This is a genomic window from Paenibacillus sp. FSL R10-2796 (assembly GCF_037965315.1).
GTDB lineage: Bacteria > Bacillota > Bacilli > Paenibacillales > Paenibacillaceae > Paenibacillus_AQ > Paenibacillus_AQ odorifer.
The window spans coordinates 3,905,717-3,923,944 of the sequence record NZ_CP150178.1 but is presented as its reverse complement, the minus strand read 5'-3'; the positions used below and the strand labels follow the sequence as shown (position 1 = coordinate 3,923,944).

The window sequence follows — 18,228 nt, the reverse complement described above, 5'->3', positions numbered from 1 at the left end:
TGTTCTTAAGTTACGGGAGTCGACACACATTGAATGCTACGTTAGGATTGAAAGGCTGCAAGATTGATGAATAAAGGGATGCAGGCGATTCGCAAAACAAATAATTTTGAGCGATCCTAATAAAAGATGAGGTATATGTGATGCCAAAAAACGATAATATGCTGGCAATCCTATGGATGCTGAATTCGGGTGTTAAAATGACCGCAAAACAAATATCCGAAAAGTTAGAAATAAATATAAGGACAGTCTATCGGTATATTGATGCGCTAAGTGCCAGTGGAGTGCCTATAATATCCGACACTGGTCATAATGGCGGGTATAGCTTACTGAATAATTTTATCAGAGCACCTCTGCTATTTGATATTGAAGAAAAAAAAGCACTTCTTCATGCTGCTGTTTTTGCAAAAGAAGCGGGATACCCTTTGAGTGAGGCTTTAGGTAATGCGACATCCAAATTGAAAATGTATTCGAATCAGGAACAGGAAAGTGTTCTCAGCCATCATTTAGCCGGATTTGAAGTTATAAACCGTAGGGGAGACCCTTCTATTCAGCCAGTATTGGCGGAATTGGAGCAAGCTGTAGCAAACGAATTCTCTGTAGAAATTGATTATCACACACGCCGTGATGATCAACCCAAGACTAGGGTGATAGATCCCTATGGAATGGTGTACTGGAACAATAAATGGTATATTGTTGCATTTTGCCACCTGAGAAATGAGATCCGCAGCTTTCGGGTAGAACGGATTTTACAAATCAAGCGGACTCAAAACATATTTAAACGTTCCGAAGCTTTTTTGGCTCGGGAATTTTTTTTGCGAAATCTATTACCTGATTTAGTCGGCAAGGACGGGTTAATTGCTTTAATTATCGAAGGTAGGTCAGAGGCGTTGGATGACTTATGTCTGCATTGGTTTTTGGGGCATCATCTGAAAGAGCGTACATCAAATCAAGCAATCTTTTTACTTGAGGAAAAATCAATTCATACCTATGTTCCTAATTTTCTCTTATCCTACGGGAAATCCATTCAAGTAATCGAACCACAGAGTTTGAAGGAAAAACTTGTTGGTGTTGTGTCGGAGTTAATGGAATATTATCAACTTTAAAAACTTTACTGACAGCGGATGTCAGTGAAGTCATTTTATAATGATGATAATCATTGATTACCGATGGTTGGTATCACTTGATGAATTGTAAAATAGGGAGAACTTGCAAATGAATAATACGGTATATCTTTATGTGTTTGACACAATGGCAGACTGGGAAATAGGTTACTTAACTGCCGAACTGAACTCGGGAAGATATTATAAAAAGGGGCTGGCCCCATCAAAAATAGTTACCGTGGGAATTGATAAGACTCCAATAACTACAATGGGCGGATTGAAAATATTGCCTGACATCAAATTGGATGATTGCAGTATTGAAAGATCCGATCTATTGATTTTACCCGGTGGAGATACATGGACAGAAACCATTCACCACCCCCTCTTAAAAATCGCTGAAAGGTGTTTAAGGGAAGGTATATGGGTTGCAGCGATTTGTGGTGCTACAATGGGACTTGCCCAGACAGGATTGCTGAATTCACGCGGGCATACAAGCAATGATCTGGAATACCTTAAAATGATCTGTCCCACTTATACAGGAGAAAAGCATTATAAAATGGAGTCTGCTGTAACTGATGGAAAACTGATCACAGCATCTGGGATAGCTCCGTTGGAATTTTCTGCACACATCTTGAAAGCTTTGGATGTGTTTTCTCCAAAAACATTAGACGCTTGGTATAGCCTTTATAAGACTAGTGATTCTAAATATTACTATGAGTTGATGAATTCAATACAATAAAAGATATGGGAGTGTCAGGTAAATATACAAGAATGGAACACCCAACGACTTTACATCTATTACCCATATATAACAGTGTGTTATATATGGGTAAGGACAAGATGCCGTATGAGTAACAACGCGATTTAAAATATTCGTTCCACAGAAATCCTAACGGAGTACGATAGTTAAGCATAAAGGGTTCCACATATTAGTCATGACTAATATGTGGAACCCTTTATTATATCTGACTTTCCTAAATCTAGATCTTGATAAATTTAAAAATAAAGTTGTAGACTGTACGCTGGCGTTAAGTTGTCTAAGAATACATTTGGATAAAGTGGGAGATATTACTGGAAACTTCTCCAGATGGGCGGTTATTATGAAAAAAATACTGATATCATTTTTGGCGATACTTATTTTTTCTACTGTTACAGTAGAGGCTGCGCCTGAATACGCAAAATGGGGCAAAATTGCAGTAGAGGAAACACAAAAACGATACAATGCAGTCATAATTGATTATAAGCACATTGGTCGTACTGAACTAACACCTAAAAAGTCTGAAGAGAAATTCAAACTATGGATTAGAAGCAAAGCAGGTAACGAGTTTGGAGTTTTTGTATCGATCCAATTTGACCCGCTAACTGATACAATCCAATCGATTCAGTTTTCTGAAACTAATCGTTAGATTTAATAAATCTCGCGATTACGCTAATGGGGCACGATAGTACAATGACAACAGACTGCCGAGATCATAGGCAGCCTGTTCAGCTAACTTATCCTCTAATTGAACGACCTTAATCCCAAGGATGAAACCCCTCCAAAATGCTGTGAAATAACAGCTTTTTATGAACAAGAACTAACCATAGCGTACCAAAAAGGACTGAATTTACTACTTTATTCTACAATTTCAACATATGAAAAATTCACAATAGAAAACTCAAAACCTATTCCTCTCCCTAGCTACTATCCACTAATTCCATAAGTTCTACACCCCCACAAACAAAACCCATGAAAAAGGATACCTAACACCAACCCCTATGTTTACACAAGCCTTTTTTCTATTTTTATTGCTAATTCCATAGCTTGTAAGGCATAGTCTAACTCGATTATTGATGTAGAACCCTCCTCTAAGCATTGGAGAGCATGCGTAATACTCTTTTCAAAAGGATTAGCTTGTTCTAACAAAAGTTGCTGTTTACCTGCAGAGGTATATTCAATTAATGATCCTTCAACCGTGCCGTTCATGTCGTCACTTTCTTGATAGACTAGCTTTCCTTGTTCAAAATAAGCCTCATACCCTACGGAAAAAGGATAACCCGTTGGCATTTGTGAGGATACAACGATCTCTGCGGAGACATTCGTTTTCTGAAAATGGGTACGCACTAAAGCTTGTTCACTTCGTCCACCATCGGTTCCCCACACAAAGTATTCTTCTAACGATCCAAGCAGCCACGTTACAAAATCAAGTTCGTGAATCATCAGATTTGTGGAGATAGAATGAAGTCCGAGATCCCCCCAGAGAGGAGACGTTTCTCTTTTTAAGGTGAAGGCTAAAAGCTTTCCATATTTCTCATTAGAAGTGGTTTCGTATAAATATTTGTACGCAGGATCAAATTTAATAAATTGGTTCACGAGAATTCGTCTGCCATACAATTGTTCTGCTTCCTTCATCGCAAGGGCATCTTCAATGGTAAAGCATACGGGGGTTTCACAGAATACATGTTTTCCATGTTTAAGCGCCTCAACGGCATACTGTCTATGTAAAGTCACGGGCAGACAGATATCGATCACATCAATCGTGGTATCAAGCATGATATCCTCTATATTTGTGGTAATCTCAACGCCTAACGTTTGTTTTAAATTTTGCAGCTTAGCTTCATTTCTACCATAAACAATAACTTTGTCTACACGCTCATTTTTCGTCAATAATTCTGCATGATAAGCTCCGAACCCTGTTCCTAATACGGCAATTTTCATATGTTTCAGCTCCCTTTATGTAATGAACTAATCATAACCTGTTATTGCTGACAACATCATGGCAAGAATTTTGAAGTATACTAGATAAAAAAGAAAAGCTCGGAGGTTCTCATGCGCTTGCATCGTTTGATTGCTATTTTATTATTAGTGGAATCGAGAGGGAAAATGAAGGCCAATGAACTAGCTCAAGCCTTGGAGACCTCTGTACGTTCAATCTATAGAGATATTGATGTGCTAGCTGAAGCTGGAATTCCTTTGTTGTCTATGTCGGGGCCCAATGGTGGCATCTCCTTAATGGAGGGATACACAGTTAACCTGAAGCAGTTACATGGTGAAGATGTAATCAATCTATATTTAACAGGTATGGGCATCTATTCTGGGGGACATTCTGAATCGGGTCTTAAGCTGAAAACGACGCTGTTGAAATTAGAAAAAACATTGCCCGCATCCTACCAACCTGACATTCAGAAAGCGCAAAAACGCTTTTATTTCGATGACACACCTTGGTGGACAGAACGAATAGAAATTCCCTGTCTGGAATCTATTCGGACAGCTGTTTGGCGATCTCAGAAACTACAGATTGCGTACCAAAAGGTTAGCGGAGAAATATCATGCAGGAAATTACAGCCCTATGGTCTTGTGGTGAAAAAAGAGGAATGGTATCTTATAGCCTACTGTGAAGAAGCTAAGCACATCCGCACATTTAAATGTGAGCGAATTGCCTCTACGCAGCTTTTGGAAGAAGAGTACTCTATACCTATGGATTTTTCATTAGAAGAGCACTGGAAGCGGCAGGGACAGGTTTTTAAGCAAGCTTGTAAAGAGGAAGAGGTCTATCCTGTTGTGATTAGAGCCGATAAGAGAACAAGGTCTTCTTTATCTCAGCTAGAGGTCATGGAAATGAGGGAAGAAGGGGATGCATTCATTTTAAAGGTGAATATGTTTGGTTATGAAAGTGCATGTGCTAATATCTGGAGCATAATAGGACATTCCGAAATCATTGAGCCCTTAGAGCTAAGGCAATATGTGAAAGGTCAGTTGAGTTTTCTGCAGGGAATATATGATTAACCGTTTTTTCTATGTAAAAGAGACCGTAGCTATTGCATATTCTGCGAAGATACGGTCCCGATTTTCTGATAAATGAATTAATTCATATAGTTAGTTAACATAATAATGATTATGTTAACTAAGGTGAATATGATCCAGTAAATGACATTTTTAATTAGATAAGTTATCCTTTTATTGCTCTAGTTTCAACACCAAGTGTTAATTTCTCTCTGGCAACAAGTCTTTTGTGCGCTACGAGAAGAAAAGGAAGACCAAAAGCTGTTGTTAAAGCCAACGGTACGAAGATCGCAAGGCCATTCTGAGCGCCATAATGGTCTAACAACACCCCCCCGAAGATAGGTGCCATAACACTCCCTAAATTATTAAAGCCAATCGTACCAAAGTACGTCCCTTTCATTTCAGGTTTGGCAATCCGATCGATCAACATATCCATCATCGTAAAGAGTAAGACTTCCCCTATAGTGAACAGAACTACACTGATCATTAATAGAGCCACACCACCTGCAAGCCCCACTAAGAGAAGACTAAGTGCAACGCAGATATTCCCAAGGATTAAAGGGACAATCGGCGGGAATTTACTTGCCGTTCGTACAATGGGATACTGCACTACTAACACGGTTATAGCATTCAGTGACAACATATAGGAGAACAATTGCCCACCATTGGTGAAATGCGTATTCATCGCTAAATATTGAGCCATTGTTGAGCCGAAGTGACCGTATCCTAACACACAAAAGATGGTACCCAGAAGTACAGGTAGGAACACACGGTCTTTACCGGTGATTGTCAAAGCTTCGAGTAAACGTGGTGCTTGAGCTTGTGTACGGGCGGGCATGCTTGAACGATGTGCCTTAAATTGCATGAATAATACAATTCCATATGCAACATAAACGATTCCTGCGATTAGAAAAGGAAAAGTTGATTCCGCAGAGCCGAGCTGTAGCCCAATTATCGGACCAAATACTACACCAAGATTAATTGCTGCATATCTAAGATTAAAGACAAGCAGCTTACTCTCGGGTGGTGTAATATCGGACAAAAGTGCCCGTGAAGTAGGCTCGAATACAGATCGACATAAGCCGTTCAAGGTGTTCACCAGGAAAAATACCCATAGATGTTGAGCCACTGAGAATCCGAAGAAGACGGCTGCCCAGCCAAATACCGAGATTAACATGACGATTTTGCGGCCAACAATATCAGAAATATAACCGCCATAAAAACTGGCCAATACGCCTGCCAGCGAGCTAACCGCGACCGTAATCCCTGTTTGTGTCGGGGAAGCTCCGAGAACTTGGGTTAGATAGATGGATAAGAACGGGATGCTCATCGAGGTCACCAGACGTCCGAACATGGTGCCGATGATAATTGTCCAGGCTAGTGGGTGAATGTGCCTTAGATGCTGATTCATAATGATTACGATCTCCTAGTCTTATTGCTCTAATATTGTTGCTGCATATTCCTTGTTGATTTATGTATAATTATAATGATAAAAGGGGGAAGGAAAAGTGTAAGAATTACATTGATCATTTCACCTTTAAAGGAGTGAACCATTTGGACCAGATAAGTAATCATTTTTTATGTTTAGCAGCAGGCGTTACTAGTTCCTTCAAAGTGAATGAACCTGTTCCTGTGACGATAGATTTATTGGCTTCGATCCTGATTTGCACTCCACGTAATGTTAAATTCGTGCTGCGGAAACTGGAAGAGCAGGAATATATTCAATGGCAGCCGGGGAGAGGCAGGGGGCATATCTCTCAACTTACTTTTTTAAAAAGTATTGATGAGGTATTCGAGGATAGCTTTCAGGAGTTAGTTAGTAAAGGCAAGATAAAAGAAGCTATCGAATTGATGAGCAGCGATCAGGTGACCGGTCCCTTAAAGGAACGATTGTTAACGATGTTAAATAAACAGATGGGTTTCCGTAGTGAAGCAGAGTCAACCTCAGGGCTGGACGTCCTGCGGATTACCCGTAACCGGCATATGGAAGTACTGGACCCTGCTTATGTATACACCGCTTTTGAATCCTATTTGCTGGGTCAGATCTATAGCACACTAGTTACTTATGACGCAACGACCGATACCTTTCTTCCTGGTTTGGCCCATATGTGGGAAGCTAATGAGGGCCATACAAGTTATATTTTTTACCTCCGTAAGGGGGTGCGCTTTCATCACGGAAGAATCATGACCTCGAGAGATGTAAAAGAGACGCTGCAACGGCTTATCGACTTGAACAGCCCTGCGGTTAGCCTTTATAAGGATATCGAACGAGTAGAGGTTGAAGGAGATCATCGAATCCGGTTTGTGTTGTCACGTCCAAATCTCTTTTTTCTGCATCTGTTCAGTTGTATTCACATGTCCATTCTCCCTTACGATATAGACATCACTAGTGAAGTAAGCGGTACAGGTCCCTACCGTTTATTGGATCTGAATGAGGATGTTTTGGTGCTCGCAGCTTTTGATTTTTATTTCGGAATTCGGCCGCTTCTGGATCGTGTTGAGATTTGGTATTTGCCAAAAGAGGCTTCTAATGAACGCCAATACCAGCTGCCAGATCCTGAACATGGGGAACTTTTACCTGATATCATCAGCAATCACAGTATAGATTACCCAGCCTTAGGCTGCAGATATATTCTGTTTAATTTTCATAGAGAGGGAATTCATCAGCAGCTATGGTTTCGCCAAGTGATCCGTATCCTTTACAGTCGAACGGCTTTAATAAAAGAATTGGGTGGCAATCGTATCACTCCAGCAGATAGCTTTTTGCCATGGGAGAGCAGTAAGAGAGAGCTTCTAGATCCAACTTTGGAACATGCCCGAGCGCTTTTAGCGGAAAACGGGTATCAGGGAGAAGTCATTACTTTAGCAACTAAGGATAAAAAAGAAGAACGAGAAGAAGCGTTATGGCTCCAAACACGCGCTGCCTCCGTAGGTTTGCAAATTGAGTTATATTTTTTCAATGAATTTAAGGCAGATCATATACAGACAACAGCCGAGATCCAGCTTGCTGAAGAGGTTTTAGAAGATGATTGGCAATGGGGAATGATTAACTACTTTAATAATAAATCTAATTATTTATTCTCTTTGCTTAGAAAGGACCAGATTTCATTGTTTTCGAAGGTATTAGGTCCTTTCACAGAATCTCCAAAGGATGAACGGGTGAAACTACTGAATCAAGCAGAGGAGATTCTTCGAGACAATTACTGGGTGCTACATGGCTGTCATATGAATAAAAAAGCTCAGCTAAATCAAAGCCTGTTTGGTCTGCACACCGGTTCCTTCGGGTTTCTGGACATCTCTAAGTTATGGATTAAAACTAGGCTTTAAGGTTTTCTTTTGTTATACTTTCCAGGGAGGCTGTATCGATAGAATCGAATGGCGCTCTAGATGGATCAGATTTAAGAATAGTAATTTATTTGTAGCCATGGAGGTGAACTCGTTGGATTTTGCTCAGATCCGTATGGACCGAGACAAAAGAACGGTCGATACTTGACTCTTTTTTTGCCATTCGGACCTGTTTAGCGGATAAGCTAAGCGGTCTTTTTATTTGTTAAAAATTAGGTGAAAAAAGGGGAGACTTACATGCGTTTTCTATTCGTGGGTGCAGGAGCTATTGGTGGTTATTTTGGAGGGCGTCTGGTTCAAAAAGGGGAAGATGTAACTTTTCTAGTCCGTTCTACTAAACAAAAGCAGTTAGAAGATGAGGGTCTGGCAATAAAAAGTGTGCATGGTGACTTTAAGACTCCCGTTCGGACGATTACATATGGGGAGAAGGCAGAGCCTTTTGACTGTATTATTATTGCAGTGAAGGCCTATCATTTGCCTCAGGTGATGATGGATCTTACCCCTTTCGTCGGTGAACAGACTATGATTCTCCCGCTCCTTAATGGGTATAAACATTTTGGTATTTTGCAGCAGCATTTTGGAGCAGAAAAGGTACTGGGTGGTCTTTGTTATATCGAGACAACGTTAGGTTCTAATGGAGCTATCATACAAAGTAGTTCTTTTCATAGTATTGTGTTTGGTGAATGGGCGGGTGGGGAGTCAGAACGAACGCAGAAACTTCTCAGTCATTTGGATAAAGCAGGTTTCACTGTGATACTAAGCTCTGATATTCAGCGCGAAGTGTGGCAGAAATATATATTCGTAGCTAGTTTAAGCGGGATTACAACTTTAATGGATAGCTCGGTTGGACCCATTTTAGCCTCATCTACAGCGCGTACTATTTATGAACAGCTTCTGAATGAGATCGTGAGTATAGCGCAAAGTGCAGGAATGCCTGTTGGAGCAGATATGGTGACTGCTACGATGCAAAAGATGGATTCGGTCCCACCCGAATTTACTTCCTCTATGCATAGGGATATGCTAAAACATCTGCCAGTGGAAGCTGAGCATCTGCATGGTGCTCTTTTGGCGATGGCTGTATCTGGTCAAGTTGTGTATCCTATTCTCGAAACCGTATATGCCCGTTTGAAAGTATACGAAAGCGTTAATGATATGAGATGATCTGTATAAAATTACTTTAAGGAGCTGGACGATTATGAAGGAACTGAATCAAAAGATAATGACATTTCTAATGTTCGAAGGAAAGGCTGAAGAAGCTATGAATTTCTATACTTCTTTATTTGATCACTCCGAAATCATCAGTATTAAACGTTATGGAGCAAATGAAGCAGGCCCTGAAGGGAGTGTCATGCAGGCTACTTTTTCATTACATGGACAAGTCTTTATGTGTATAGATAGCTACGTGAAGCATGGATTCACCTTTACTCCAGCGGTATCCTTATATGTGAATTGTGAAAGTGAAGCCGAAATTGACCGCGTCTATGCAGCATTATCCCAGGGTGGACAGGTGCTCATGCCACTAGGCGAATATCCATTCAGTTCGAAATTTGGCTGGGTAGCGGATCAATTTGGTGTGTCATGGCAATTAAATCTTTCGGGGAATGTGTAATCGATTGATGTGTTGCACGGTCAGATAATATTCTGTATCACAAGGGTCCGAGTTCGTCTGTAAAATGACGTACTCGGACCCTTAGTGTTCAGGCAGCGGAAAGGTCTGAGGAATCTTCTGATTTTTAAATTACGGTTGCAGCCCGCTTATGACTAATGAAGAAATTAGCTGTATATTAGCAATTAAAGTAACAGCTGTTAATTACATTGCTGAACAACGGTTGTGCGTTCATTAGTAATCGTGACTTTGGAATGACCTGATAAATATTCGGTATAACCGCACACGGTTTGTTCTTTAGACTGTCCGTTAGAGTTGGTATATCGAAGATATATAGCACCTTCACCATTTAAACTCAATTTTGGTTTGAATTTTTTCTTTTGTCCTGCTTTTATTGGACTTGTATACAATTTCTTTGAATCCGCACGAATTAATCCTACTTCGATAGAGCTAATATCAACATCAGATTGATTATCTACGATGACTGAGAAGCTTTTAAACGGACTCAGAAGATTTGATATCGTCCCTACACCAAGAGCAACTCCACAAGTAATCAGAAATAGCGTAATCCCTATAAAAAATCGTTTTCTCATTTTTCGGTCCCCCTATATAAGTAAGACAGGGGTTACTTAAAAAATGTTACAACAAGGAGAAGTTAGTTATAAAAATTCATTACCGAATCAAGCGTGGACTTGCATGTTATTATAAATATATTCCATATTAATGATTTGAAAAGGGGTTTTGTATTGACTACTATCCGTCATTTTGAACAAGGTGACATGCCATTACTTGGTGAACTTTATAACACAGTATCTTCAAAGGGGAATGTTGTTTTTTGGTGGGTTGGCACTGAGGAAAATTGGGAAAATGTATATTGCGCTTTCGAGGACGGTAAAATGGTGGCCAAAGGTCAAGTGAGCATCATCAATATTGTTCCGCCCGGCCGTTCCAAGGATAGCAGACATTCGATCTACCTGAACTTAAAAACAATACCAGAACGTGAAGGCGATTATGATTTATTAGAAAAAGTTTATCAGTCACTCTTATTAAGAGCACTCGAATTAAAAGAAACGTTATCAAAGGATTACAAAACCACTCTATGTGTAGGGAACGATTCGGCAGAAGTCTTGAATACTCAATTTTTCGAAAAAGTGAAGGGCTTCTCTCATTATAATAGCTTATTTAAGATGAAACACAATCTAAGTGATGGCTTGTCTGAACCCACTCTGGCTAAGGAACTTGAATTCGCAACCTGGAATATGGAGACGCCTGAAGAAGACGAGCATTATTTGGAATTAGAAGCTGAGATTTGGCCGGAAACTCCGCTAGGGAAAGAACGGTTAGCTGAATTTAAACAAAATCCGCTCTGGACATCACTTGTTGTTCGAGAAGGGGAGAAGGTTGCGGGTAGCTTAATGGTCTGGCAGGAAGAGAAGGGTGGCTACATCGAAAATGTATTTGTACTTGAGCCATGGAGAAGATCCGGAATTGCTAAGTACATGCTTTTTCAAGCATTAAGCTATTTTAGAACCCACGGACTGGAAGAGGCATGTCTGATGGTGCTTACGGAAAATGATTCTGCATTACGGCTATATGAATCTGTCGGATTCATTCTAACGAATGAGGAAAGACGCTATCGGATTGAACTATAAAAGTTTTTGAAAGTGAAGGATTACCAAGCAAAGTGCGATAGCTTTTTTGTCGAGCTTAGGTTCGAGGTTAAGGTCGCACTTTATTTGGTAACCCGTTCTGTGAATTATCTGCTAAATGCTTTCATACCTTTTGCTTCCCATCACATTTCTTACATACGTTAAGCTTTTCACCTGAAATGCCTTTCCCGAAGTACAACAGCTTAATACGTGTGCTGCCACAGATCGGACATGTTCCTCTGGCCCGGGATGGAATGCGCCAAAGTGCTTTGCCGCGTTTGTTTTTAGACATGATTTGCCCCCACCTTTACTCTGGATACTCCATCTTATGACCAAGAGGAACTTAAAGTTCGAAGAGCGAAAAGAATAGAAAATCGGATGAAAAAGGGGCAAAAACACCCTCAAAAAACAGCGTATAACTTAAATTATACGCTGTTTTGATTTTAAGACGTTTTTTTAGGGGGAATGGGGCACTTGGACGAGTAAAACAGGTGGATTTTAAAGGGATATTTTATAAATATCGGATGTCGATATCTTTGAATCTTCCCGCTGACATTTTAGGCATTCTGAATTGCAGGGAACCTTGTTTATAAGTGCCTCTGCTCTGATCTGGAATGACGGGAACTGGCAACTGAATAATCTCGCTATGATCTTTTCCTAAACCTGTTAATTTAATTTGTGTGCGATTGATTTGTGCCCATATACTTTCGGGGTGAATTCCGTTCGGAATACGAATTTTGGTAATCAGGTGATTATGAGTGTCGATATGCTCAAAACTTAAACTTGTGGTTTCGTTCATAAATGAAGAGGAGGTCGCTGCAGTTGCTTCACGGATTACTTTTTCGACATACCCGTCAATTTGGTTAGGATCCAACTTCCACTGCTCTTCAAGAGCTTTCAAGGATAACTTTTTCTTAAAAAAGGGATCTTCATTCATCCAATCTAAAGGGTTCGTCTTATTCGGACTCATAGCTCTGCGCCTCCTACGGTTTTTATCCATTGTATGGGCGTTTGACTTATTCAGTGACATCTGGGCGAATATCTACATAGAATAGCTTATCATTCCGAAAGGAGGAGTGGTTTGGTGGTTTCAATCATCGGCAATATTAAAATCAATAGCGTAGGCCCCAGCTCCACAGTCTTAGTAGGAAATACGGCATCCGTTATCCTGAGCAGCAACTCTAAAATTTATGCCGGTGCCAACTCCTTCTCCATAGGTGACTCTATAGGTACGAATATAACGAATAATGCGGCCAGCAGTACAAATACGATGGATTCAGATGTGGTGGATCAAGTATCACCTCCTTAAGGGTGGGGTTTAAATGAACATTACGGTATATCAATGCATATCGATCTATAATCTAAAAATCGGCACTATCTCTAATTCCTCGGTACTTCAGATTGGTACATCGGGACGAATTAATACTTTGTCTCATAATTATGAGACCTCTGGAGCTCCATCATCGGCTCCAACGACTCCAGCGGAAAAAATGGCTTCACCCCTTGTTTCCTTACCGCCAGCGGCGGAACTATATGCACATCTGAATTAGGCTCTTTGTCCCTGCATACAATAAACCATAGGAGGGGGTTGTATGCATCCGTATTACGCTCAGCAGGTTTTTAATACACTAAGATTGCAAGCGGAGAAGATTCAACAGTTAGAGAAGCAGCTTCGCGATTTGCAAGGCGATGTAGACAGCATAAAGAACAATAAATCTGCAAGTATAGGACCTATCAATTATCATTTTGAACAATTAAAAATCGAAAAGCTGGAAGGCACTTTAAATATAGGCATTACACCGAATGAGGGAAACAATCTGGATGAAGCGATGATCAACGGTAAACCTATTGGAGAGCAGGAGGTAGGTACAACTGATTTATCGGATCAGATTCGCCCACAGATTTTGAAGTATGTGCAAGAAGAGGTTCCCTCGCAATTTTCACGTTTAGAAAAAGAGAAGAATTTAAGCATTGATGAGCAATATATCCAAATGGTGACTCAGGATCTGCTGAATCAGATGGATGGACGGATTAACGAGTATGTAAACCAACTCCCTACCTCAGAAGAAGGGCGTGGATACACTGACGAGGAATGCGCTTCTATTGTAGAGCAAATCAAACGAGATATCGTTATGGCAGTAGAGCGGCATTTGGAAATAAATATAACCGGAAGGCGGGAGACGAATGAAGATAACGGTGATCAATAGAGATATTAGTGTCAATGCAGTGAAAGTCGTTTCGATCTCGGGTTCATCAGTATTTTTAGTAGGGGATACTCAATCCATTCATTGCTCCTCGGCGTTTGACAGCGTAATAGAATATACTCAGAGCGCTCCAGATCAAGTCAAAAAAGGCAGTTAACCTATGCACACCTCACGCATACAAGATGTTTATATCAACAATCTGTCCGACAGTTCTATTTTTATTTGTGGATCTGTAGACCGGGTTCAATCTAAATTCCTGGGAAGCAAGGAGAATTATCTTTTTAACATAAGGGAGATTAATAATCACCCGAAAGATACTACACTCATAGACATCCCTATCCCTGTATGGACTAAGCAAGGGAATGAAGCGGATGAATTTGTGATATTAAAGGATTCCGCAGAATCAATGATTAATATACAATATATAAAAATTCTGTCGATTGGGTCTGGCACGACCTTCCAGATTGGAAACAGCGGGTCAGTTCATCTGGAGAGTCGAACCAGTGAGTTTAAACGAGAAGTGGCTGCAAAAGATGAGGAGTAACAACAACTATTTTAATTCTTTTGGCAGGGAAATCGCGAATATATCATGCTCCGTCTGGATGTAGAGAATACCATTCGCACTAAATAGTGTGCCGTATTGTTGTGCTCCGGTCTTTACTTTGCCAAGCGCTTTGCCTGTTTCTGCATTTATGATATAGAAGTAGCCATTCTCATAGCCAGTGTAAATCCCCTTACCGATCAATTGAACACTAAGCGCTGGACTGTCCGGTCCGTTGAAGCTTATAATGCGATTATCGTTCATTTGAACGCCAGTGATCTGTGCACCCTTTTGGAAAAAAGCCATGTTATTTACTGGTCCAGCCACCCAATTTCCGTACTCCTGATAACTTTTGGGTTCACTCGTTGTTTCTTGACCTAAGGTAAAGCGGTATAGTGGATGACCACCCCATTGGTCTAAACCTCCATCGACTGTATATAGATACGAGCCTTGAAGTGATGTGAAATAATTACCGAGTCTACTGACATCTTCGAGCGGTTTATAGTTCTTATTGGTCTTCGCTTTTCCAGTTTTAACATCAACATGTACCAGGGTCAACTGATAGCCTTTAAGAGGCACATTAGAGGCATCATTTGCAGCATTGGCTTGTTCGCGGAGTAATAATTCACCATCCCGGTAAGCAACAAAGCTATAAAATCCCTGAATTCTCCATAACTTCTTGCCTGTAGCCGGATCGAGACCGAAAAACTGTGTGCGTCTATTATCAACGGTACTGGATACTACCAATACCCCGTTATAAAGGCCGTCGATACTTCCTACATACATAGGGATGTCTTTATTCTCCCAGATCTTTTTACCAGTAACCGGATGATAAGCTGCAATGCCACCATGCTCGTTCCGGAAGTATAATACTCCGTTAACTAACTCCGCGAAAGCACCGATCTCAATCGGATCTTTGGCAGCCTTAACCTTCCAAAGCAAATTCCCCGTTTGAGCATTAACTTTTACAAGATAACCCTCATAAGTGATAAAGAAAACCGAGTTATTCGTTATAATCTCAGGATTTGTTCCGTTTTTGTAGGACCATTTAACTTTGCCTGTGGTGAGATCGGCGGCCTTTAGTGTCCCGCCTGATGAATAATAGAATAATCCATTTGCAATAGGGGTCTGTTGGCTATAAATCCCTTGACCATCTGCCTTGTCGTGCCATAAGGGTTGAATTGTGGTGATAGAGTCGACGGTTGTTGAAGAGGAGGCAGAGGTTGTTACTGCTGCTTGAGCACTAGACAAATATATACCAGCTCCAGATACGAGCAAGGAGGAAGATATAACGGTCTTTAGGATAAACGGTACATATTTCACGATTTTAGCTCCTTATACATCATTTATAATATATTGACGCAGAGAATGGATATTTGTTTCTCAATTGTAAAAATACACTTGTTAACATAATAAACATTATGTTAACAATAAAAAGCGAATCAGTTTCGCACAAGAATTCTGTGTGAACCAATTCGCCTAGTAAAAGAATATGTCAACAGTTGATTTGTTTAGAAACCTTCACGAAGCCATGTTGTCGCTAACTTGATAGCTCCTTTTTTAGCATGAGTCTCGGCTAAAGGATTCAGCATGACAAAATCATGAATGATGCCTTGGAAGCGGACAGCCGTAACATTCACGCCAGCTTCCCGCAATTTGGCGGCATAAGCTTCACCCTCATCCCGTAGCACATCTGCTTCACCAGTAATGACCAGTGCATCTGGTAAATCCCGTAGCTGTTCTAGGCTAGCCCGAAGAGGGGAGGCCGTGATTTGATTACGTTCCTCAGGGTCAGTAGTATATTGATCCCAGAACCATTTCATGCCGTCCCGCTGCAAGAAATAGCCTTTGGCGAACTCATGATAGGATTCAGTATCAAACGAGGCATCCGTTACCGGATAGAATAGTAGTTGTTTCGCTATCTTCGGCCCACTCCGTTCTTTAGCCATTAGAGTAATAGCAGCGGCCATATTCCCACCTACACTGTCTCCGGCTATAGAAAGCTTGCTAGTATCTAATCCGTGCTCGCTTCCTTTTTCAGCTGTCCACTGGAGTACTGCATAGATTTCTTCAATAGCTGTAGGATATTTAGCTTCTGGCGAGAGGCTGTAATTTGGGAAAACAATTGCGGCCTCCGCTCCGACAGCTAGTTCACGGATCAGGCGATCATGGGTATGAGCATTCCCAAACACCCAGCCTGCGCCATGGATGTACAGGATAACAGGCAGCGACGCTGATGAGGAGCTTGGGGGACGAACGATTCTTATGGAAACATCACCGTTAGGTCCACCTGGCACCATTAGATCTTCAATATCAACTTCAGGTTTATATATATCACTGGATTGTACGCTATCTACCGTTTCACGGCCTTTTTCTGGCCCAAGGTCAGGTAGAAAGGGAGGTTTCGTATTATCATCGGCAAATTTTTGAGCAGCTGGCTCAAGAATAATCTTAGTTTTGTTTGGCATGATTTATCGTCTCCTTTGACTGGTCATAGTCTAGTATACCCTCTTCATTCCATAACCATCTAAGCAGCTGCTGAAACGAATGCCCGTTTAGGACTAGTTAGAGATTTGACGCTATTTGCACATTTATCGCCTATTGAGCACGGTTTCGGACACCAGTACAACTATTCCTTAAGGAGAAGTTCAAACGCAGTTAGAGCCTTACAACACCTTTTGTTGTTCCTTATGCATTTCAGGACCAATCTCTTCAGTGACACGCATCCTCTGTTTACGCTTATTACGGATAATCCAAACGAATACCAAAGTAATGAGTAGCGGATAGCCTATTGCCCAGCCCGTAAAAGGAAACACAGCAGCTGTTGCTAAAAAGGAAATCCAACTTATCGTCACACCTAAGCGACTTCCTTTGAGCAGACGTATTCCTGCAGCACAACCTCCGATATAAGTCAGGATAAAAGTAGCATTCGGAAACTGGATCAGAGTGGTGATGGAGAGGGACCCGCTGCCATATAGCGTCATCACCGATACAAAACAGAGCAGAAGAAAAGCTATGCCACCGATAGGGGTATGATACTGTTTGGATATTTTACCCATCCATTTCGGCGCAGAGCCTTGGCGGGATAAAGCATAAGCCACACGTGAGGCAGCTCCTGCATAGGCAATAATTGTGGCTGTACAGATGAACAGACCGGTAAGTCCGGCAATAAATCCTCCCCAGCGCCCAAGAGGCTGACTAATAATCCAGACGAGTGAAGTGCTTGATCCACCTTTGAGGTAGCTTTGTGTACCAACAGTTGCTAGTGCGGAGAGAAAATATAGAATCCCTACTATAATAGCGGCGATAGTTACTCCTTTAACGGCTGCACGCTGTGGGTCCTTGAACTCCTCAGATAGGTGTGAGACAGCCTCCCAGCCAATAAAACACCAGAATAAGATTGCAGCAGCCTGGCCAATGCTCATCCATCCATGTGGGATAAAGGGAGTGAAGTGTTCGACTTCCATACGGGGCAGTGCAGTAGCAAAGGAGAAGACCAGCACAGCAACAATCGCTATAACTACCGCTATTTGTACCTTTCCAGCTACCTGCATACCAATCCAGTTCGTAATCAGGCCAGTGACCAACATAATAGCGGCAATAGTAATTCTTGCAGATTCGTCCCAGCCCATAGCGGCGGTCATATAACCAGCTCCAGTCAGTGCAGCAACAGGTGCGCCAATCGGAACGGACATCAGAAAGAACCAACCTACCAGTGAGCCAGCTTTTGGACCAAAAGCAAGCGTTACAAAATGGGACACGCCTCCAGCGTTAGGGAATTTAGCAGAGAGCAGACCCATTGATAAGGCCATCGGCAAAATCAGCAACGACATAAATCCCCACGCCAGTAATGAAGCGGGACCCGCCATTTCTGCAGCTAAACCAGGAACAATTAAGACCCCAGAACCCAACACAGCCCCGATGTAAAGGGCAATAGCCTGAGGCATGCCAATGTTTTTTTGTAAAGTGTTTGAACCGGATTCCTTCATGTTTTTTTATCCTGCTTTCCTTGTCTTTTGT

At 41.3% G+C, this 18,228-nt stretch carries 21 protein-coding genes; 13 read left to right on the top strand and 8 right to left on the bottom strand.

Annotated features, from left to right (window positions below):
* Positions 1-140 precede the first annotated feature (140 nt).
* The 3 genes from NST58_RS17740 to NST58_RS17730 all read left to right on the top strand — a co-directional run bounded on the left by NST58_RS17740 (position 141) and on the right by NST58_RS17730 (position 2,506).
* Positions 141-1,103 (top strand): YafY family protein, encoded by a 963-nt coding sequence (locus NST58_RS17740; RefSeq protein ID WP_076190218.1) that lies wholly within the window; start codon positions 141-143, stop codon positions 1,101-1,103.
* A 109-nt stretch (positions 1,104-1,212) separates the two neighbouring features.
* Positions 1,213-1,839, top strand: a complete 627-nt coding sequence (locus NST58_RS17735; RefSeq protein ID WP_076217733.1) for a type 1 glutamine amidotransferase family protein — start codon at positions 1,213-1,215, stop codon at positions 1,837-1,839.
* Positions 1,840-2,035: 196 nt separating this feature from the next.
* Positions 2,036-2,506, top strand: coding sequence for a DUF3889 domain-containing protein (locus NST58_RS17730; RefSeq protein ID WP_339243661.1), 471 nt, complete (start codon positions 2,036-2,038; stop codon positions 2,504-2,506).
* Positions 2,507-2,862: 356 nt separating this feature from the next.
* Here NST58_RS17730 and NST58_RS17725 read toward each other — a convergent pair whose 3' ends face one another.
* The gene (locus NST58_RS17725) at positions 2,863-3,798 is read right to left on the bottom strand and encodes a Gfo/Idh/MocA family oxidoreductase (RefSeq protein ID WP_339243659.1); all 936 of its coding nucleotides are present in this window, start codon (positions 3,796-3,798) and stop codon (positions 2,863-2,865) included.
* A gap of 111 nt (positions 3,799-3,909) precedes the next feature.
* Here NST58_RS17725 and NST58_RS17720 point away from each other — a divergent pair, with 111 nt between their 5' ends.
* Positions 3,910-4,866 carry a WYL domain-containing protein gene (locus NST58_RS17720; RefSeq protein ID WP_076217735.1) on the top strand — a complete coding sequence of 319 codons (957 nt, stop codon included), beginning with the start codon at positions 3,910-3,912 and terminating at the stop codon, positions 4,864-4,866.
* A 163-nt stretch (positions 4,867-5,029) separates the two neighbouring features.
* Here the strand turns inward: NST58_RS17720 and NST58_RS17715 are convergent, their stop codons facing one another.
* Positions 5,030-6,274: an MFS transporter gene (locus NST58_RS17715; protein ID WP_076126732.1), complete on the bottom strand. Its 1,245-nt coding sequence runs from the start codon at positions 6,272-6,274 to the stop codon at positions 5,030-5,032.
* A gap of 143 nt (positions 6,275-6,417) precedes the next feature.
* On the opposite strand from NST58_RS17715, the gene NST58_RS17710 reads away from it, so the two are divergent.
* The 3 genes from NST58_RS17710 to NST58_RS17700 all read left to right on the top strand — a co-directional run bounded on the left by NST58_RS17710 (position 6,418) and on the right by NST58_RS17700 (position 9,817).
* The gene (locus tag NST58_RS17710) at positions 6,418-8,190 is read left to right on the top strand and encodes an ABC transporter substrate-binding protein (RefSeq protein WP_248548704.1); all 1,773 of its coding nucleotides are present in this window, start codon (positions 6,418-6,420) and stop codon (positions 8,188-8,190) included.
* A gap of 255 nt (positions 8,191-8,445) precedes the next feature.
* On the top strand, positions 8,446-9,369 hold the full coding sequence (locus NST58_RS17705) for a ketopantoate reductase family protein (RefSeq protein ID WP_339243656.1): 924 nt from the start codon (positions 8,446-8,448) through the stop codon (positions 9,367-9,369).
* Between the two features lie 34 nt (positions 9,370-9,403).
* Positions 9,404-9,817 carry a VOC family protein gene (locus NST58_RS17700; protein WP_076217738.1) on the top strand — a complete coding sequence of 138 codons (414 nt, stop codon included), beginning with the start codon at positions 9,404-9,406 and terminating at the stop codon, positions 9,815-9,817.
* Between the two features lie 197 nt (positions 9,818-10,014).
* Here the strand turns inward: NST58_RS17700 and NST58_RS17695 are convergent, their stop codons facing one another.
* Positions 10,015-10,407, bottom strand: coding sequence for a hypothetical protein (locus NST58_RS17695; protein WP_076217741.1), 393 nt, complete (start codon positions 10,405-10,407; stop codon positions 10,015-10,017).
* 186 nt (positions 10,408-10,593) lie between these two features.
* Between NST58_RS17695 and NST58_RS17690 the strand changes: the two genes are divergently transcribed.
* On the top strand, positions 10,594-11,466 hold the full coding sequence (locus NST58_RS17690) for a GNAT family N-acetyltransferase (RefSeq protein WP_339248782.1): 873 nt from the start codon (positions 10,594-10,596) through the stop codon (positions 11,464-11,466).
* A gap of 121 nt (positions 11,467-11,587) precedes the next feature.
* Here the strand turns inward: NST58_RS17690 and NST58_RS17685 are convergent, their stop codons facing one another.
* Both NST58_RS17685 and NST58_RS17680 read right to left on the bottom strand, forming a co-directional pair.
* Positions 11,588-11,755 (bottom strand): hypothetical protein, encoded by a 168-nt coding sequence (locus tag NST58_RS17685; protein WP_175618918.1) that lies wholly within the window; start codon positions 11,753-11,755, stop codon positions 11,588-11,590.
* Between the two features lie 219 nt (positions 11,756-11,974).
* A complete protein-coding gene (locus tag NST58_RS17680) occupies positions 11,975-12,433 on the bottom strand; it encodes an Hsp20/alpha crystallin family protein (protein ID WP_076126722.1) in 459 nt (152 codons plus the stop codon).
* A 114-nt stretch (positions 12,434-12,547) separates the two neighbouring features.
* Between NST58_RS17680 and NST58_RS17675 the strand changes: the two genes are divergently transcribed.
* The 5 genes from NST58_RS17675 to NST58_RS17655 are packed head-to-tail and all read left to right on the top strand — an operon-like array spanning position 12,548 to position 14,211.
* Positions 12,548-12,772, top strand: coding sequence for a spore germination protein (locus tag NST58_RS17675; RefSeq protein ID WP_036687577.1), 225 nt, complete (start codon positions 12,548-12,550; stop codon positions 12,770-12,772).
* A 13-nt stretch (positions 12,773-12,785) separates the two neighbouring features.
* Positions 12,786-13,013 carry a spore germination protein GerPB gene (locus NST58_RS17670; RefSeq protein ID WP_076277016.1) on the top strand — a complete coding sequence of 76 codons (228 nt, stop codon included), beginning with the start codon at positions 12,786-12,788 and terminating at the stop codon, positions 13,011-13,013.
* A 42-nt stretch (positions 13,014-13,055) separates the two neighbouring features.
* A complete protein-coding gene (gerPC, locus tag NST58_RS17665) occupies positions 13,056-13,670 on the top strand; it encodes a spore germination protein GerPC (protein WP_339243653.1) in 615 nt (204 codons plus the stop codon).
* Positions 13,648-13,824 (top strand): spore gernimation protein GerPD, encoded by a 177-nt coding sequence (locus tag NST58_RS17660; RefSeq protein WP_111504304.1) that lies wholly within the window; start codon positions 13,648-13,650, stop codon positions 13,822-13,824. The genes gerPC and NST58_RS17660 overlap by 23 nt, the downstream gene beginning before the upstream one ends.
* 3 nt (positions 13,825-13,827) lie before the next feature.
* The gene (locus NST58_RS17655) at positions 13,828-14,211 is read left to right on the top strand and encodes a hypothetical protein (protein WP_076126717.1); all 384 of its coding nucleotides are present in this window, start codon (positions 13,828-13,830) and stop codon (positions 14,209-14,211) included.
* A gap of 6 nt (positions 14,212-14,217) precedes the next feature.
* Here the strand turns inward: NST58_RS17655 and NST58_RS17650 are convergent, their stop codons facing one another.
* The 3 genes from NST58_RS17650 to NST58_RS17640 all read right to left on the bottom strand — a co-directional run bounded on the left by NST58_RS17650 (position 14,218) and on the right by NST58_RS17640 (position 18,197).
* Positions 14,218-15,531, bottom strand: a complete 1,314-nt coding sequence (locus NST58_RS17650; RefSeq protein ID WP_339243651.1) for a PQQ-binding-like beta-propeller repeat protein — start codon at positions 15,529-15,531, stop codon at positions 14,218-14,220.
* Between the two features lie 188 nt (positions 15,532-15,719).
* Positions 15,720-16,676 (bottom strand): alpha/beta hydrolase, encoded by a 957-nt coding sequence (locus tag NST58_RS17645; RefSeq protein WP_076304127.1) that lies wholly within the window; start codon positions 16,674-16,676, stop codon positions 15,720-15,722.
* A gap of 198 nt (positions 16,677-16,874) precedes the next feature.
* A complete protein-coding gene (locus NST58_RS17640) occupies positions 16,875-18,197 on the bottom strand; it encodes an amino acid permease (protein WP_076304128.1) in 1,323 nt (440 codons plus the stop codon).
* Positions 18,198-18,228: the final 31 nt, after the last annotated feature.

What these genes read in the sequence shown, in the direction of transcription:
- NST58_RS17715 (WP_076126732.1), bottom strand. Translation starts at nt 6,274, where the DNA reads ATGAATCAGCATCTAAGGCACATTCACCCACTAGCCTGGACAATTATC.
- NST58_RS17725 (WP_339243659.1), bottom strand. Translation starts at nt 3,798, where the DNA reads ATGAAAATTGCCGTATTAGGAACAGGGTTCGGAGCTTATCATGCAGAA.
- NST58_RS17645 (WP_076304127.1), bottom strand. Translation starts at nt 16,676, where the DNA reads ATGCCAAACAAAACTAAGATTATTCTTGAGCCAGCTGCTCAAAAATTT.
- NST58_RS17730 (WP_339243661.1), top strand. Translation starts at nt 2,036, where the DNA reads ATGACTAATATGTGGAACCCTTTATTATATCTGACTTTCCTAAATCTA.
- NST58_RS17740 (WP_076190218.1), top strand. Translation starts at nt 141, where the DNA reads ATGCCAAAAAACGATAATATGCTGGCAATCCTATGGATGCTGAATTCG.
- NST58_RS17735 (WP_076217733.1), top strand. Translation starts at nt 1,213, where the DNA reads ATGAATAATACGGTATATCTTTATGTGTTTGACACAATGGCAGACTGG.
- NST58_RS17680 (WP_076126722.1), bottom strand. Translation starts at nt 12,433, where the DNA reads ATGAGTCCGAATAAGACGAACCCTTTAGATTGGATGAATGAAGATCCC.
- NST58_RS17660 (WP_111504304.1), top strand. Translation starts at nt 13,648, where the DNA reads ATGAAGATAACGGTGATCAATAGAGATATTAGTGTCAATGCAGTGAAA.
- gerPC (WP_339243653.1), top strand. Translation starts at nt 13,056, where the DNA reads ATGCATCCGTATTACGCTCAGCAGGTTTTTAATACACTAAGATTGCAA.
- NST58_RS17705 (WP_339243656.1), top strand. Translation starts at nt 8,446, where the DNA reads ATGCGTTTTCTATTCGTGGGTGCAGGAGCTATTGGTGGTTATTTTGGA.
- NST58_RS17695 (WP_076217741.1), bottom strand. Translation starts at nt 10,407, where the DNA reads ATGAGAAAACGATTTTTTATAGGGATTACGCTATTTCTGATTACTTGT.
- NST58_RS17640 (WP_076304128.1), bottom strand. Translation starts at nt 18,197, where the DNA reads ATGAAGGAATCCGGTTCAAACACTTTACAAAAAAACATTGGCATGCCT.
- NST58_RS17670 (WP_076277016.1), top strand. Translation starts at nt 12,786, where the DNA reads ATGAACATTACGGTATATCAATGCATATCGATCTATAATCTAAAAATC.
- NST58_RS17655 (WP_076126717.1), top strand. Translation starts at nt 13,828, where the DNA reads ATGCACACCTCACGCATACAAGATGTTTATATCAACAATCTGTCCGAC.
- NST58_RS17690 (WP_339248782.1), top strand. Translation starts at nt 10,594, where the DNA reads ATGCCATTACTTGGTGAACTTTATAACACAGTATCTTCAAAGGGGAAT.
- NST58_RS17720 (WP_076217735.1), top strand. Translation starts at nt 3,910, where the DNA reads ATGCGCTTGCATCGTTTGATTGCTATTTTATTATTAGTGGAATCGAGA.
- NST58_RS17700 (WP_076217738.1), top strand. Translation starts at nt 9,404, where the DNA reads ATGAAGGAACTGAATCAAAAGATAATGACATTTCTAATGTTCGAAGGA.
- NST58_RS17685 (WP_175618918.1), bottom strand. Translation starts at nt 11,755, where the DNA reads ATGTCTAAAAACAAACGCGGCAAAGCACTTTGGCGCATTCCATCCCGG.